Source organism: Hymenobacter sp. UYP22 (assembly GCF_040547285.1).
In the GTDB taxonomy this organism is placed as follows: domain Bacteria; phylum Bacteroidota; class Bacteroidia; order Cytophagales; family Hymenobacteraceae; genus Hymenobacter.
The window spans coordinates 413,374-428,213 of the sequence record NZ_JBEPPK010000001.1 but is presented as its reverse complement, the minus strand read 5'-3'; the positions used below and the strand labels follow the sequence as shown (position 1 = coordinate 428,213).

Here is a 14,840-nt window from a genome sequence, read left to right as displayed (position 1 = left end):
TCCCCGTTTCTTTAGCGCATCCTTTTCACTTGTTGACTTGTTGCGCTATGAACCCACTGTATACCTGGCTCACGGGTGCGGGCCTGCTGCTCAGCGGCACGCTCTACGCCCAAAGCTCCTCTGCTACCATGCCTAAACCACCCGTTGCGGCCCTCAAGGCCAAAGAACTCAAGTCGCCCTTTGGCACCCGCCTCGACAACTACTACTGGCTCAATGAGCGGGAAAACCCCGAGGTAATCAGATACCTGAACGCCGAAAACGCCTACACCGAGCAGCAAATGGCCCCGGTGAAGGGGCTGGAGGAAAAGCTGTTTCAGGAAATCAAAGGCCGCATCAAGGAGCAGGACGAGTCGGTGCCGTACCGGGAGAATGGGTACTACTATTACACCCGTTTCGAGGCTGGGGCCGAGTACCCGATTTATTGCCGCAAAAAGGGTAGCCTGAGCGCCAAGGAGGAAATTCTGCTGAACGCCAACGAGCTGGGCAAGGGCAAGGCCTACTACCAGATTGGCGGCTTCGAGGTGAGCGACGACAACCAGGTGCTGGCCTATTCCGAGGACGTGGTGAGCCGCCGCCTCTACACGCTGCGCTTCCGCAACCTGCAAACCGGCCAGCTCTACCCCGAGCAGATTCCGAACACCAGCGGCAACGCCGTGTGGGCCGCCGACAACAAAACCGTTTTCTACACCCGCAAGGACCCCAATACCCTCCTCGATTACCAGCTCTACCGCCACACCCTGGGCACCGACCCCAAGCAGGACCAACTGGTGTACGAGGAGAAGGACAACACCTTCCGCATCGGGGTACACCGCTCCAAGTCGCGGCAGTACGTGTTCCTGACCATCGGCAGCACCATGTCCTCGGAGGTACGGTACCTGGAGGCTGGCAAGCCCACGGAGGCGCTTAAGGTGTTTTTGCCCCGGGAAGCCGACCACCTGTACGAGGTGGAGCACTTCGGTTCGGACTTCTACGTGCTGTCCAACGCCGGGGCGCCCAACTTCCGCCTGCTGAAAACGCCGGTGAAAAACACCGGCAAAACGGCCTGGCAGGAGGTTATTGCCCACCGCCCCGACGTGTTCCTGGAAAATATGGAGCTGTTCAAGGACTACCTGGTGCTGGGTGAGCGGAAGGAAGGCCTGCTGCAGCTGCGCGTGATTCGGTGGAAGGACAAGCAGGAGCACTACCTCAACTTCGGGGAGCCCACCTACACCGCCGCCATCAGCATCAACCCCGAGTTTGATACGCCCGTGCTGCGCTACGGCTACTCCTCGCTCACCACGCCCAACTCCACCTTCGACTACGACATGAACGCCCGCAGCAAAAAGCTGCTGAAAGAGCAAACCGTACTCGGGAGCTTCAAAAAGGAGGATTACGTGACCGAGCGGGTGTACGCCACCGCCACCGACGGCACCAAAATCCCGATGTCCATCGTCTACAAGAAAGGCTTCAAGAAGGACGGCTCGGCCCCATTGCTGCAGTATGCCTACGGCTCCTACGGTTACTCCATGGATGCCACCTTCAGCGCCGCCCGCCTGAGTTTGTTGGATCGGGGCTTTGCCTACGTGATTTGCCACATCCGGGGCGGGCAGGAGATGGGCCGGCAGTGGTACGAGAACGGCAAGAAGCTCAAGAAGAAAAACACCTTCACCGACTTCACCGACTGCTCCAAATTCCTCATCGACCAGAAGTTCACCGCCGCCGATAAGCTGTTTGCCATGGGCGGCTCGGCCGGCGGCCTGCTGATGGGCGCGGTGGTGAACAACCACCCCGAGTACTACAAAGGCGTAGTAGCGGCCGTGCCCTTCGTGGACGTGGTAACCACCATGCTCGACGAAAGTATCCCGCTGACCACCGGCGAGTACGACGAGTGGGGCAACCCCAACCAGAAGGAGTTCTACGACTACATGCTCTCGTACTCGCCCTACGACCAGGTGAAGGCCCAGCAGTACCCCAACATGCTCGTGACCACCGGCCTGCACGACTCGCAGGTGCAGTATTTCGAGCCGGCCAAGTGGGTAGCCAAGCTGCGCACCGTGAAAACTGATAACAACCTACTGCTGCTGCATACCGACATGGCCGCCGGCCACGGCGGGGCCTCGGGCCGCTTCAAATCCATCCACGACACGGCCCGGCAATTTGCCTTCATGCTGCTGCTGCTGGGTGTGAAGGCCTAGCACAGTAGCGCGCAGCTCCGCTTCGCGCACGAGCAGAGCGAGTTCCCACGCGGGAGAGCCACACGCCCGATACTCGTTTCGCTCGTGCGCGAAGCGGAGCTGCGCGCTACTTTACGCCCTTCCGGCTTCCGGAGGGGCATTTTGCGTTTTTAGCCAGCCAGAAACCTGATAAATATTCGGGTCCTGGTGCCACCTCGGCGGCGAAGTTGCGTCTGTGGCTCGGTTACCCGGTATTCGCCCGACCTTTTTTCGGGCTCCGCCGCAGAAATCAGCTGGTTGGTCGGCTTCATTTCGGGGGTGGGGTCCAGAGGTGCTAGGTTTACGCCAATACAGCGCCCGGAGGCCCGTAGCGGCCATTTGGCGGCCGGGTAATAGACGCTTCCCCTCTCGCACATGAAAAAGCTATTCCTCCCGATTCTTCTCCTTTCCGGCAGCCACGCGGTGCTGGCCCAAATGCCCGCCGGCGGGCCGCCCAACGGGGCCGCGCGCCCGGCTGGCGCAACCCGGCCCGCTGGAGGTGCCGCTGCGGCTCCGCAGGAAGGCTCGGGCCGCATTACCGGTACCGTACTCGATGCCGCCACCAAGCAGCCTGTGCCCTACGCCACCGTGGCCCTGCTGAACCCGGCCACCGGCAAGCCCGTGGATGGCACCGCCGCCGACGACAACGGCAAATTCACGATTCCGCGCATTGCCCCGGGCACTTACACCGTGCAAATCAGCTTCATTGGCTACGGGCTGGTGGAGAAGCCAGGCGTGGTCATCACGGAGGCCGGCAACACGGTAGCGTTGGGTACGGTGACCTTGGCTTCCTCGGCCCAGGCCCTGGGAGAGGTGCGGGTAGAAGGCCAGCGCAGCCTGGTAGAGGAAAAGGTGGACCGCACGGTGTACAACGCCGAAAAGGACGAAACCACCCGCGGCGGCGACGCCACCGACGTGCTCAAGCGCGTGCCCAACCTCTCGGTGGACCTGGATGGCAACGTGAGCCTGCGGGGCAGCCAGAATATCCGGGTGCTCATCAACAACCGCCCCAGCACCATTTCAGCCAACAGCATTGCCGATGCCCTGAAGCAGATTCCGGCCGACCAGATTAAGACGGTGGAGGTGATTACCTCGCCCTCGGCCAAGTACGACGCCGAAGGCTCGGGCGGTATCATCAACATCGTCACCAAGCAGAACAACCTGCAGGGCTTCACCCTGGATTTGCGCACCAGCGCCGGTTTGCGCAGCTCCGATTTGGGGTTGAACGCCTCGTACCGGGTGGGTAAAATGGGCTTTTCGCTGGGTGGGGGCGGCCGGGCCCAGTACAACACGCCGGGCAGCTTCCGCAACGAGCAAACCACCTACGATATTCAGGGCACCGACATTGCCAACCGCCAGCTGCTGAGCCGCACGGTGCAGTCGGCCGATACGCGCCAGCAGAACGTGTTCGGGCGCTACTCGCTGGGCTGGGACTACGACATCAACAAGTACAACTTTCTCTCGGCCTCGGTGCAGTTGGGCCTGCGCAACGGTACCAACTACCAGGACGACCAGACATCCAGTACCACGTTCTTCAACGGCCGCCTGCCTAGCTATTCCGTGCGCGACATCAAAGTGCTGGACAACTCCAACACCCTGGATGCTACCCTGAACTACACCCGCACGTTTGAGACGCCCCAGCGGGAGCTGAGCCTGCTGGGCCAGTACAGCCGCAACACCCGCACCAACAACTTCACCAACACGGTGGAAGAAGGCGAGGGAACCGGCAACTCCCTGAGCAACCTCAATGACAGCTACAACCAGGAAGTAACCCTGCAGCTGGATTACCAGACGCCCCTGAGCAAAACCCAGCTGCTGGAGTTCGGGGCCAAGGACATTATGCGCAAGGTAAACAGTGACTACGCCACCTTCCTGAACGGGCAGCAGCAAACGGGCACCACGCTTTCCAACGTGTTCGACTACAACCAGAACGTGGCGGCCGCCTACGCTTCCTACACCCTGGGTTTCCTCAAAAGCTACACCCTGAAAGCCGGGGCCCGCTACGAGTACACCACCATTGATGCCGACTTCCGCACCGATAATCCGCTGTCTATTGACTCCTACGGCGTGCTGGTGCCCAGCGTAAACCTCTCGCGCAAGCTGGCCAACGGCAACGTGCTCAAAGCCGCCTACAACCGCCGCATCCAGCGCCCCTCTCTACAGTTTCTGAACCCCAACCGCCAGATACCCAACCAGCTAAGCATCATTCAGGGTAACCCCGAGCTGGAGCCGGAGAAAACCAACAACTTTGAGCTGGGCTACAGCACCTTTATCAAGCAAACTACCCTGACCTTCACGGCATTTGCCCGCAACACCACCGGCTCCATTCAGCCCGTGCGTACGCCCAACGGCGACACCATTACTACTACCTACGCTAACATCGGCACCGAAAACGCCTACGGGGCCAGCGTGAATGCCAACGTAAACATCCAGAACAAGCTGACTCTGGGCGGGGGCCTGGACGTGTATTACGCCACCCTCGATAACAACGTGAGCAACCCCTTATTTGCGGCCAGCAACCAGGGCTGGGTGGCCAGTGGCCGCCTCATGGGCGGGTATACCTTTGCCAAGGGCTGGGGAATTCAGGCCTTTAGTTTCTACCGGGGCCGACAAGTGCAGCTGCAGGGCTACCAGGGCGGCTTCGGGGTGTACAGCGTGGGCCTGAAAAAGGATTTTGCCGACAAGAAAGGCAGCATCGGCTTCGGGGCCGACAACTTCTTCACGCCCACCAACAAAATTCGCAACTCCATCAGCACGCCCGCCCTCGACCAGTACAGCGTGAACGTGCTGCGCCGCTCGGGCTTCCGCGTAAACCTGAGCTACCGTATTGGCAAGATGAGTATGGCCCAGCCCAAGCGCCGCCGCTCCGTAAACAACGACGACCTGAAAGACGGGGGCGACGGGGGTAACGGTGCCGGCGCTACGCCCGCCCAGGGTGCCAGCGGCGGCCGGCCCTAACGCGCCCTGGCTAGTAGTACAAGTTAAAAGACCTTCTGCCCAACAGAAGGTCTTTTGCTTTCCCGGCTAAACATCCGCTGGCTGTTGCGGCTTACTTTCCCATGACGCATTCAGCAGCAACTACGCCGGCCGCAGAGGCCCGGCAGATTACCCAGCTTATTCGGGGGCGCCGCAGCATACAGCCGGTGCAGTTTGAGCCCGGCCAGACCATACCCGCCGAGCTAGTGCGGGAGTTGCTGGAAAATGCTACCTGGGCCCCCACGCACAAGCGCACCGAGCCTTGGCACTTTGTGGTGTTTGCGGGCGAGGGTCGGCAGAAGTTGGCTGATTTCCAGGCAGGCCTTTACCGGGCTACGGCGGGGGAGAAATTTCAGGAAAGCAAGCTGGCGAAGATGCGCAACAACCCCCTGCTCAGCTCCCACGTCATTGCCATTGGGCTGAAGCGCAACGCCGAGGTGCCCGTAGTGGAGGAAGTAGCGGCGGTGGCCTGCGCCGTGCAAAATCTGCACCTCTCGGCCGTGGCGCACGGGTTGGCGGGCTTCTGGAGTAGCGGGGGCGTTACCTACCTGCCGGAAGCCAAACCCTTTTTCGGTTTGGGCCCCGATGACCAGCTGCTGGGCTTTTTTTACTTGGGCTACCCCAAACCGGGTACCTCGGCCCGCAGCACCCGCAAGCCCTTGGAGGAAAAGGTGACGTGGGTACTGGATTAGTAAGGACAGAAAATAGCCCGGGGCCCTACCAGGCCATACCAGTGTGCGCAGGGGGGCTCAGGCCAGGAGTTCGGCGGGCCCCTGGTAAGATATGGCCGGCAGCAAATGCAGCAGTAGGGCTAGCCCACTTTCGTTGAGCTGGGTGAGTAAGTTGGCTGGCAGCCCGCACCAGTATAGCGTCACGCCCACCGCCCGGGCTTGGTTGTCGGCCCATAGAAAAGCCCGCTGGCCCTGGTAGCTCAAAGCCTCCAGCTGGCGGCAGTCAACCCAGAACTGGCGGCAGCTGGGGCGGAGCACCTGGCGGATGGCATTTTCCAGTACCTGAACGTCCGTGAGCGTTGCACAACTGCCCCGCAGGCTTAGGCCACACGAACTGGAATAACCACTGGTATGCACAACAAGCTGACGCATCATACAGAGGGCACTAGGGCGATTTAACCCGGTGAGAAGAGGTATAAAGCTACGCCTCTTCGGGCGGCCATTCTGTACGAGAATATACGTATTTTATCGTTGGGCTTCCTGCGTATTTATGTCAAAAACAACTTATTACAAGGGCGTTGAAGCACGGAGACTGATTCCGTATATCCCGCTGCTGCTTGTTACTTAGCCTTGGGGCGCAGCCTCAACCGGCTTGTTGGGGACGAAGCGCCCGGACAGGGTGACTGTCGTGCCTAACGCTGAGGTACTGCTGAGTTGTTTGCCCAGGAACGTTATCGGGTGGCTGATACCGGCTAAGCCAATCCCATTGCGGCTTTGCTGATGCCCCGTTCCGGCCCGTCGCGCATCCCGAAAAACGGTAGAAATGGTACACAGGAGGCGGCCATTGCGGAACGCGTTGCGGAAACTACCAGTGAAATAACCCGCCTGAGTACCCCGGCGCCCGTTACCTGCCCCCGGGTGCGGCGGCTCGTTGTAGCAGCTAATGGCACAATGTGACTCAGACAGTCAGCAGAAAGACGACGCCACGCATCCTGGCAGCCACCTTCTGCGTTGAAACCCGTGTACTCACATTATTTCTTGCTTGTATGGCCACATCTACCTTTTTCCTGGCGCCCTGGGCGGCCCGTTTGCTGAGCGTCCTGCGCATCGTAGTCGGATTACTCATGATATTTCACGGTACCCAGAAGCTTTTTGGCTGGCCCCCGTCCGACCACGCGGGCGGTGCCACTGGGCTAATGCTGGTGGCGGGTATTCTGGAGTTTGGCGGGGGCTTGCTGCTGCTCATTGGGCTGTTCACGCGCCCGGTGGCATTCATCCTCTCGGGGCTGATGGCCGTGGCTTACTTCATGGCCCATGCTCCCCAGCACGCCCTGCCCATCATCAACCAGGGCGAGTTGGCCGTAGTGTACAGCTTCGTGTACCTGTACATAGCGGCGGCCGGCCCCGGCCCCTGGAGCGTGGATGCCGCCCGCACCCGCACCACTGACGCGGTGGTATAGCGCACAATAATTCAGCAAAAAGCCCGGCTTCAAACAATCTGAAGTCGGGCTTTTTGCTGGGAGCGGTACTGGGGCGGAGGTTACTTGCGTACCCGCAGACTGTCGGGCACGGCGGCGCGGGTGGCCTGAGTAAGCTGATTCTGAAGCTGAAAGTTAACCTGTTCACAGTCGCTGAATCGTTTCTGGGCTATTTCCAGGGCGGTTTCGGTGCTGCGCAGGCGCTGATATAGAAACAGGATGAGGCCGAGGGCCAGCAGCAGCGCCAGCAGGGGCAGAGTTTTATTCATCGGAAGAGAAAATCAACGCAAGCAGTCGGAAAGAGACCCGGCCACAACGCAAAAGTACGGCATCATACCATAAAAAGGCCCCGCCACGTAACCACGGCGGGGCTTTCTTCATACATTCTAAGCTCTAAGCTCTAAGCTCTAAGCTCTAAGCTCTAAGCTCTAAGCTCTAAATGCTGGTATTGGGGTCGAACTGCTCCAAGTAGTCGGCCACGCGACGCACAAACATGCCACCCAGGGAGCCATCCACTACGCGGTGGTCGTAGCTGTGGCTCAGGAACATGAAGTGACGCACGCCAATCAAATCACCCTGCGGGGTTTCGATAACGGCAGGCTTCTTCTTGATAGCGCCCACGGCCATAATGGCTACCTGCGGCTGCATAATGATGGGCGTGCCCATCACGTTGCCGAAGGAGCCCACGTTGCTCACGGTGTAGGTGCCACCTTCCAGATCCTCGGGCTTCAGCTTGTTGGCCCGGGCCCGGTTGGCCAAATCGTTCACCTTTTTGCTCAGGCCGTTCAGGTTCAGCTGGTCGGCGTTATGAATCACGGGCACGATGAGGTTGCCGGAAGGCAGGGCCACGGCCACGCCCACGTTGATGTCGCGCTTCTTGATGATGTAGTCGCCCTCAATGGACACGTTAATCATCGGGAAATCCTGGATGGCGCGGGCAATGGCCTGAATGAAGATGGGCGTGAAGGTGAGGTTTTCGCCCTCCCGCTTCTTGTAGGCATCCTTGTGCTTGTTGCGCCAGTTTACGATGTCCGTCACGTCGGCCTCTACGAAGGAGGTAACGTGGGGCGAAATCCGCTTGCTGTCCACCATGCGCTGGGCAATCATCTTGCGCATGCGGTCCATTTCCAGCAGCTCCTGGTTGCCGCTGATAGAAGGCACGGCTTTAGTTGGTTGCGGGGTGTTGGCTGCCGGTTTCTGGGCCGGCGCTGATGCCGGAGCCGCTTGAGTTTGCGGAGCCGCTGCGGCAACTGGGGCCGGCGCTTGGGCCGCAACTGGTGCGGCGGCGGCCGGAGCAGCGGCCGTAGTCAGTGGCTGCTTGCCAGCGGCTACGTAGTCCAGAATATCTTTTTTGGTTACGCGGCCCTCACTGCCGGTACCGGGCAAGTATTCCAGGTCGGCCATGCTGATGCCTTCCTCGCGGGCAATGCTGAGCACCAGGGGCGAGTAGAAGCGGCCAGCCTGGGGCTGGGCTGCCGGCCGGGCCTGGGGTTCGTGGGGCTCCGAGAGGTAAGGAACTTCAACTGCGGCTTTGTCGGTGCCGTTGCTGGATGGAGCGGGCGCCTCAGCTGCGGCCGGAGCCGCCGAGGTGGCCGCAGCCGCGTCGGTTTCAATGATGGCAATGGGGGCTCCCACGGCTACTACCTGGCCTTCCTGTACCAGAATTTCCTGCAGGATGCCGGCGTGAAGGGCGGGCACTTCAGTATCTACCTTATCGGTAGCCACTTCCAGCACCGACTCATCCTGGTCAATGGAGTCGCCTACTTGTTTGAGCCATTTCAGGACGGTGCCTTCCATGATGGATTCGCCCATCTTGGGCATCGTCATTTCCACTCGTGCCATGCGGTTGGGGGTCGTTTTAGAAAAAGGGTGGGGTGGGGGTTGGTGCCCCAAAGGTAAGTGAAGTGTTGGACTGTTGGATGGGGGAATTGTTGGGTAGTTGGATAAGCAGATTGGTAGACCGTCATCCTGACCCGGTGCAGGACCTTATCACGCGTGCACAAGTCGTTCGGTAGTAAACCTGACGTGATAAGGTCCTGCGCAAGCTCAGGATGACAGTTTGCCCGTTCTATATCTATCCATTCCGCCATCTTTCTCTGTTCAGCCCTTACTCACTTCCAGCCGCAGCAGGTTGAGGGCGGCGGTGGTGGTGTATTCCAAGTTGAGCTGCCGGCCCCGGTCAAAGCTCAGTTGCCGGGTTACCGTGTGATGGGCGTCGGCGTAGGCAATGCAAATGGTGCCGACGGGCTTGGTGGACGTACCGCCCTCGGGGCCGGCAATGCCGCTGGTGGCCACGGCCACATCTACACCCAGGCGCTGGCGCAGGCCCTCGGCCATTTCGGCTACGGCGGCCTCACTCACGGCGCCGTGGGCGGCCAGGGTTTCGGCCTTCACGCCCAGCTCCCGCATTTTTATTTCGTTGGAGTAGGCCACAATACTGCCCTGGTAGTAGCGGGAGCTGCCCGGCACGCTGGTAATGCGGTGGGCCAGCAGGCCGCCGGTGCAGCTTTCGGCCGTGCCCAGCGTAAGGCCCCGCTCGGTTAGCAACTTGCCCACGGCCGTTTCCAGGTTGATTTCGCCCTCGGCAAAAATATGGTCGCCCAGCAGGGTGCGCAGCTCGGGTAGCAGGGCTTCCATGCGGGCGCGCAGGTTGGGCTGGCCGTCATCGTGGCCGGTGAGGCGCAGGCGCACCCCACCCAGGGAGGGCAGGTAAGCCAGCTTCACGTTAGCGGGCAGACGGTTTTCCCAATCCTCAATGCGCTGGGCCAGAAACGACTCGCCCAGGCCCACGGTTTGCACCACTACGTGCTCAATGGCAGGCGTCTGAAAGTGCTGGCGCAGGCGGGGCAGTACCTCGTTGGTCATCAGCCCTTTCATCTCAAACGGTACGCCGGGCATGCTCACGAACACGGTGCCCCCATCCTCGAACCACATGCCGGGAGCCGTGCCGAGGGCGTTGTGCAGCACCGTACAGTTGGCCGGCACTGAGGCCTGCTGGCGGTTCACCTCCAACATGGGCCGGTTATAGCGGGCGAAAATGCCTTCTACGTGGCGCAGAGTAGGCTCGTGCAGCACCAGCTCGGAGTTGAAGTAGCGGGCCAGCACGTGCTTGGTCAGGTCGTCTTTGGTGGGGCCCAGGCCGCCGGTCATCAGCACCACCTGGGCGCGCTGCCGGGCCAGATCCAGGGCCGCCACAATCTCCTCGGCCCGGTCCGATACGCTGGTAATCTGGCGCACGCGCAGGCCCAGCTTGCCGAGTTCCTGGCCCATGAAGGCCGAATTGGTGTCGATTACCTGTCCGTAGAGCAGTTCGTCGCCGATGGTCATGATTTCAACGTCCGGAACGCGGGTCATAAACGGGAGAGTTAGGAGGGGAAGCAGATTTGGCGCAATATTGGCACCTCGCCCGCTAACAACGCCATTCCGGCTACTTGGTTTTTCTACTTTCTCCCGTATGACTCCCCTCCGCACGCTGGCCCTGGGCCTCTCGCTCACCCTGGCCACGGCTCAGCTAGCCGCCGCCCAAACCAAAACCACCACGAAAAAAACCACGTCGACGGCCAAGAAGACTACCACGGCTAAGAAAGCCACGCCTGCGAAGACTACCACGACCACCAAAGCTGCCGTTACCAAAGTAGTTGCGCCCGTGGTAGTGCCCCTCATGGCCGATGAAGCCTCCACTGGCCTGCGCGAAGCCCTGACGCAGGGCGTGAGCAAGGCCGTAGCCCAGGCCGGCGAAACCGACGGCTTCAATGGCAACGCCGACATCCGCATCCCGTTCCCGCCCGAAGCGGAGCTGGTAGCCGTAACGCTGCGCAAGCTGCGGGCCGGGGCCTTAGTAGATAAGTTTGAAGTAGCCCTGAACCGTGCCGCCGAAACTGCCTCCACCCAAGCCAAGCCCATTTTCCTGAACGCAGTGCAAAACCTGAGCCTGCAGGATGCCCTCACCCTGGCTACCAGCAAGGAAAGTGACGCGGCCACCACGCTGCTCTACGAAAAAACCGCCGCCGACCTGCGCACCGCCTTCCAGCCCACCATGCAGCAGTCCTTGGAGCAAACCGGTGCTATTAAGCTGTACGCCGAAATGGTGGCCCGCTACAATAAAATCCCGCTCGTGACGCCCCTCAACCCCCAACTGGTGCCCTACGCCACCGAGAAAACTGTGGATGGCCTGTTTGCCCTCATTGCCGCTGAGGAAGGCCGCATCCGGGCCAATCCCACCGCCCAGGGCAGCGCCCTGCTCAAGCGCGTTTTTGGGAAATAAAATCGAAGTACCTGCGAAACCGTGGAAGCCGAGTTGACTGCCTCAGCGCTGGACTTTCACGGCTTCTTTATGGCCGAAAATTAGTTGGTCCGGTTTCTGCAAAAGTGGGGGTAGTATCTTTGCTACTTATTCTTTCCGCCATGAACTACCGCCGTTTCCTCGTATTGCCCGCCGTGCTGCTGGGCGTTCAGCTTTCCGCTTCGGCTCAATTTAAGCTGCCCAAGCTAGGCGACATTCTCAAGACTACCACCACGACGACAACTACTACCACCACGACCACCAAAGCGGGTAGCACCGGTAGTATCAGCCAGGACGAAGCGGCCCGGGGCCTGAAAGAGGCCCTGACCCTGGGCATCAGCAAAGGCGCCGACCAGGCCTCCCAGCAGGACGGCTTCTACCTGAATAAGCTAATCCGGATTCCTTTCCCGGCCGATGCGCAGCGGGTAGCCAACACGCTGCGCTCCATTGGGTTGGGCGCGCAGGTAGACCGGTTTGAGCTCACCCTGAACCGGGGCGCCGAGGACGCGGCTAAAAGTGCCAAACCCATCTTCCTGTCGGCTATCAAGAGCTTGACCTTCAAAGATGTATGGGGTATTTTGACCGGGGAGAAGAATGCCGCCACCAATTACCTGAAGCGCACCACCACCGAACAACTCACTACGGCCTTCAAGCCCATCATGCAGCGCAGCCTCGATCAGGTAGGGGCCACCAAGTACTACACCGACCTAACCACGCGCTACAACCGCATCCCGCTGGTAACGCCCGTGCAAACCGACCTCAACCAGTACGCCACCGGCAAAGCCATTGACGGCCTGTTTACCCTGGTCGCCCAGGAAGAAGCCAACATCCGCGAAAACCCGGTGGCCCGCACCACCGACTTGCTTAAGCGCGTTTTCGGCCGGAAATAGGAAGTGCAGTAGCGCGAACTTTGTAGTTCGCGCCCCCGCGTCATCCGGACGATTTTATCGGCGCGGGGCCGCGAACTACAAAGTTTGCGCTACGGACGTAACAGCAAAGGCCCGCTTTCCGGTAGGGAAGCGGGCCTTTGCGTTGGACGGGTTGGATGGGTGAAAAGGAAGAGAAACAATGCGTTCTGCATATCACTCACATTCCAGCCAACTCTCCCGATTATCAATTAGTAGTCGTCGTAATCCGAGTTGCGGTTGCTGTTGCGGGAGCTGCCGCTGCTGCCGTACTCGTCAGAGTCGTCGTCCGAGAATTCGTCGTCATCTAGGTCATCCAGGGAGCTGAAGCCGCGGCTACCATCGGGGTCTTCGGCGGCTTCAGCGGTGGTGTATTCGTCCTCCGTCATGCTGGCCAGGTCCAGGGCCTCGTCGTGGGAGGAGCCGGTATCACGCCACATCAGGTAATCGGCATACTTGGCCGAAAGCTGGTCTTCGAAGTTGCCGCGGGTAGCACTGCCGCCGGTAGCGGCAAAGTTGTCCAGCTCATCGTCATCGAAAAGGTCGTCGTCGAGGTCGTCGTGTTGTCTCATGGCCTTGCCAAGGTCAGAAAAGGTTGATAAAAAGCAGCGGAAAAAGCCAGAGTGCCGCTGCCGCAAAGATACGTAGTGAGGCTTTGCAAAGGTTCCCGCTGAGCAGCCAAGATGCTTTTTTGGCTCCCAAAATCTAACGGGCGGCCTTCGCCCCGAAATCCGTAATGTTAATCAGCGCCGGGCAAAAGTCGTACTCCTCGGGCACGTTGCTGGATACCAGTACGGTGCGGCCGGCCAGCGTAGCGTGTATGTGCTCCAGATACCATGCCACCCCAGTACGGTCGAGGTTGGTGGTGGGTTCGTCCAGCAGCAGCAGGGGCGTATCGGCGTAGAGGGCCAGAGCCAGCTTCAGGCGCTGCTTCATGCCGCTGGAAAAGTCGCGCACCAGCTTATGCCGGGATTTCTCCAGATACATGAGCGTAATCAGCTGCTCGGCCGAAACCCCTGGCCGCAACGGCTTAAAGCGGGTGTGAAACCGAATCAGCTCGGTCAGACTCAACTCCTCAATTAGCTCCAAATAGGGCGCGGCGTAGGCTAGCCGGGGCGGCACCTCCTCCACGGCCACCGGTTGCCCCTGGTGCTGGTAGGCGAGGGTGCCGGCCGTGGGCAATATCTGCCCCGACAGCGTATTCAGGAGCGTGCTTTTACCGGCTCCGTTCGGCCCTAGAATAGCCGTGGCCGTACCCGCCTGAAACGTGTGCGTGAGGTCCCGGAAAATCCATTCCCGGGCAAACCGCTTGCTCAGGCCCGTGGCGGTAATCTGCATGGTAGACAAATCAAAAGTCAAAGAGAAATAATCAGGGCAACTTCCGCGTGGGCCATATGGCCGGAAAATTTCCTATGACTTTTTCTCTTTGACTTTTCAGTTCTTTACTCGCCGCTGGCGTTGCTGTTGCGGCCATAGCCTTTGATAACGCCCCGGCCGGAGTTGCGGATGAAGTTGACTACCTCGTCCCGCTCCGGGGAAGGGGCCAATTCCAACTCAATCTGGTCGAGGGCCGCGTTGTTGTTCAAGCCGCTCAGGAACAGCAAGCGGTAAAGCTGCTGGATTTCAGCAATTTTCTGATCCGAGAAACCCCGACGGCGCAGGCCAATGCTGTTAATGCCCACGTAGGTGAGCGGCTCACGCCCGGCCTTCACAAACGGCGGCACGTCCTTCCGGATCAGGGAGCCGCCCGAAATCATGGCGTGGGCCCCGATGTGCACAAACTGGTGGATGGCCGAGGAGCCGCCTACAATGGCGTAATCCCCGATTTCAACGTGGCCCGCTACCTGCACGGTGTTGGCCAGAATGCAGTTGTCGCCAATTACGCAGTCATGGGCTACGTGCACGTAGGCCATTAGCAGGCAGTTGGCCCCGATAGTGGTTTTAAGCTTGTCCACCGTGCCCCGGTTCACCGTTACGCACTCCCGAATCACGGTGTTGTCGCCGATATGCACGGTAGTCTTCTCACCGGCAAACTTCAGGTCCTGGGGCTGGGCGGCAATAACGGCGCCGGGAAATACCTTGCAGTTCTTGCCGATGCGCGCCCCCGCCATAATGGTCACGTTGGGGCCAATCCAGGTGCCTTCCCCGATTTCCACATCCTTATCAATGGTAGTGAAAGGCTCCACTACCACGTTTTGGGCAATTTTGGCTTCGGGGTGAATATAGGCGAGCGGCTGGTTCATTCTTGTCAATTAAAACTGAGAGGTAAGAATCACGAAAGGAAGACAGCGGCCTTGGGGAACGAGTGAAGCCACTTTTAATTCTTCGGTTTGATG

The 14,840-nt window shown here is 60.0% G+C and carries 13 protein-coding genes; 6 read left to right on the top strand and 7 right to left on the bottom strand.

Annotation, left to right across the window (positions count from 1 at the left end; genetic code table 11):
- The first annotated feature begins 128 nt into the window (after positions 1-128).
- From ABIB60_RS01935 to ABIB60_RS01925, 3 genes are all read left to right on the top strand, one after another.
- Positions 129-2,174 (top strand): S9 family peptidase, encoded by a 2,046-nt coding sequence (locus ABIB60_RS01935; protein ID WP_354577754.1) that lies wholly within the window; start codon positions 129-131, stop codon positions 2,172-2,174.
- Between the two features lie 393 nt (positions 2,175-2,567).
- Positions 2,568-5,150, top strand: coding sequence for a TonB-dependent receptor (locus ABIB60_RS01930; protein ID WP_354577339.1), 2,583 nt, complete (start codon positions 2,568-2,570; stop codon positions 5,148-5,150).
- A 101-nt stretch (positions 5,151-5,251) separates the two neighbouring features.
- Positions 5,252-5,860 (top strand): nitroreductase family protein, encoded by a 609-nt coding sequence (locus tag ABIB60_RS01925; protein WP_354577338.1) that lies wholly within the window; start codon positions 5,252-5,254, stop codon positions 5,858-5,860.
- A gap of 57 nt (positions 5,861-5,917) precedes the next feature.
- Here ABIB60_RS01925 and ABIB60_RS01920 read toward each other — a convergent pair whose 3' ends face one another.
- A complete protein-coding gene (locus tag ABIB60_RS01920; RefSeq protein ID WP_354577337.1) occupies positions 5,918-6,274 on the bottom strand; it encodes an STAS domain-containing protein in 357 nt (118 codons plus the stop codon).
- 611 nt (positions 6,275-6,885) lie between these two features.
- Here ABIB60_RS01920 and ABIB60_RS01915 point away from each other — a divergent pair.
- A complete protein-coding gene (locus ABIB60_RS01915) occupies positions 6,886-7,299 on the top strand; it encodes a DoxX family protein (RefSeq protein WP_354577335.1) in 414 nt (137 codons plus the stop codon).
- Positions 7,300-7,379: 80 nt separating this feature from the next.
- Here the strand turns inward: ABIB60_RS01915 and ABIB60_RS01910 are convergent, their stop codons facing one another.
- The 3 genes from ABIB60_RS01910 to ABIB60_RS01900 all read right to left on the bottom strand — a co-directional run bounded on the left by ABIB60_RS01910 (position 7,380) and on the right by ABIB60_RS01900 (position 10,671).
- The gene (locus ABIB60_RS01910; protein WP_354577334.1) at positions 7,380-7,586 is read right to left on the bottom strand and encodes a hypothetical protein; all 207 of its coding nucleotides are present in this window, start codon (positions 7,584-7,586) and stop codon (positions 7,380-7,382) included.
- A 166-nt stretch (positions 7,587-7,752) separates the two neighbouring features.
- Positions 7,753-9,159 (bottom strand): dihydrolipoamide acetyltransferase family protein, encoded by a 1,407-nt coding sequence (locus ABIB60_RS01905; protein ID WP_354577333.1) that lies wholly within the window; start codon positions 9,157-9,159, stop codon positions 7,753-7,755.
- Positions 9,160-9,417: 258 nt separating this feature from the next.
- Positions 9,418-10,671 (bottom strand): competence/damage-inducible protein A, encoded by a 1,254-nt coding sequence (locus tag ABIB60_RS01900; protein ID WP_354577332.1) that lies wholly within the window; start codon positions 10,669-10,671, stop codon positions 9,418-9,420.
- Positions 10,672-10,771: 100 nt separating this feature from the next.
- Here ABIB60_RS01900 and ABIB60_RS01895 point away from each other — a divergent pair, with 100 nt between their 5' ends.
- Positions 10,772-11,581: a DUF4197 domain-containing protein gene (locus ABIB60_RS01895; RefSeq protein WP_354577330.1), complete on the top strand. Its 810-nt coding sequence runs from the start codon at positions 10,772-10,774 to the stop codon at positions 11,579-11,581.
- Positions 11,582-11,721: 140 nt separating this feature from the next.
- Positions 11,722-12,489 carry a DUF4197 domain-containing protein gene (locus ABIB60_RS01890; RefSeq protein ID WP_354577328.1) on the top strand — a complete coding sequence of 256 codons (768 nt, stop codon included), beginning with the start codon at positions 11,722-11,724 and terminating at the stop codon, positions 12,487-12,489.
- 227 nt (positions 12,490-12,716) lie between these two features.
- On the opposite strand, the gene ABIB60_RS01885 is transcribed toward ABIB60_RS01890, so the two are convergent.
- The 3 genes from ABIB60_RS01885 to lpxA all read right to left on the bottom strand — a co-directional run bounded on the left by ABIB60_RS01885 (position 12,717) and on the right by lpxA (position 14,747).
- The gene (locus ABIB60_RS01885) at positions 12,717-13,076 is read right to left on the bottom strand and encodes a hypothetical protein (RefSeq protein WP_315997801.1); all 360 of its coding nucleotides are present in this window, start codon (positions 13,074-13,076) and stop codon (positions 12,717-12,719) included.
- Positions 13,077-13,209: 133 nt separating this feature from the next.
- A complete protein-coding gene (locus tag ABIB60_RS01880) occupies positions 13,210-13,842 on the bottom strand; it encodes an ABC transporter ATP-binding protein (RefSeq protein ID WP_354577326.1) in 633 nt (210 codons plus the stop codon).
- Between the two features lie 104 nt (positions 13,843-13,946).
- Positions 13,947-14,747, bottom strand: a complete 801-nt coding sequence (gene lpxA / locus ABIB60_RS01875) for an acyl-ACP--UDP-N-acetylglucosamine O-acyltransferase (protein WP_354577324.1) — start codon at positions 14,745-14,747, stop codon at positions 13,947-13,949.
- Positions 14,748-14,840 lie beyond the last annotated feature (93 nt).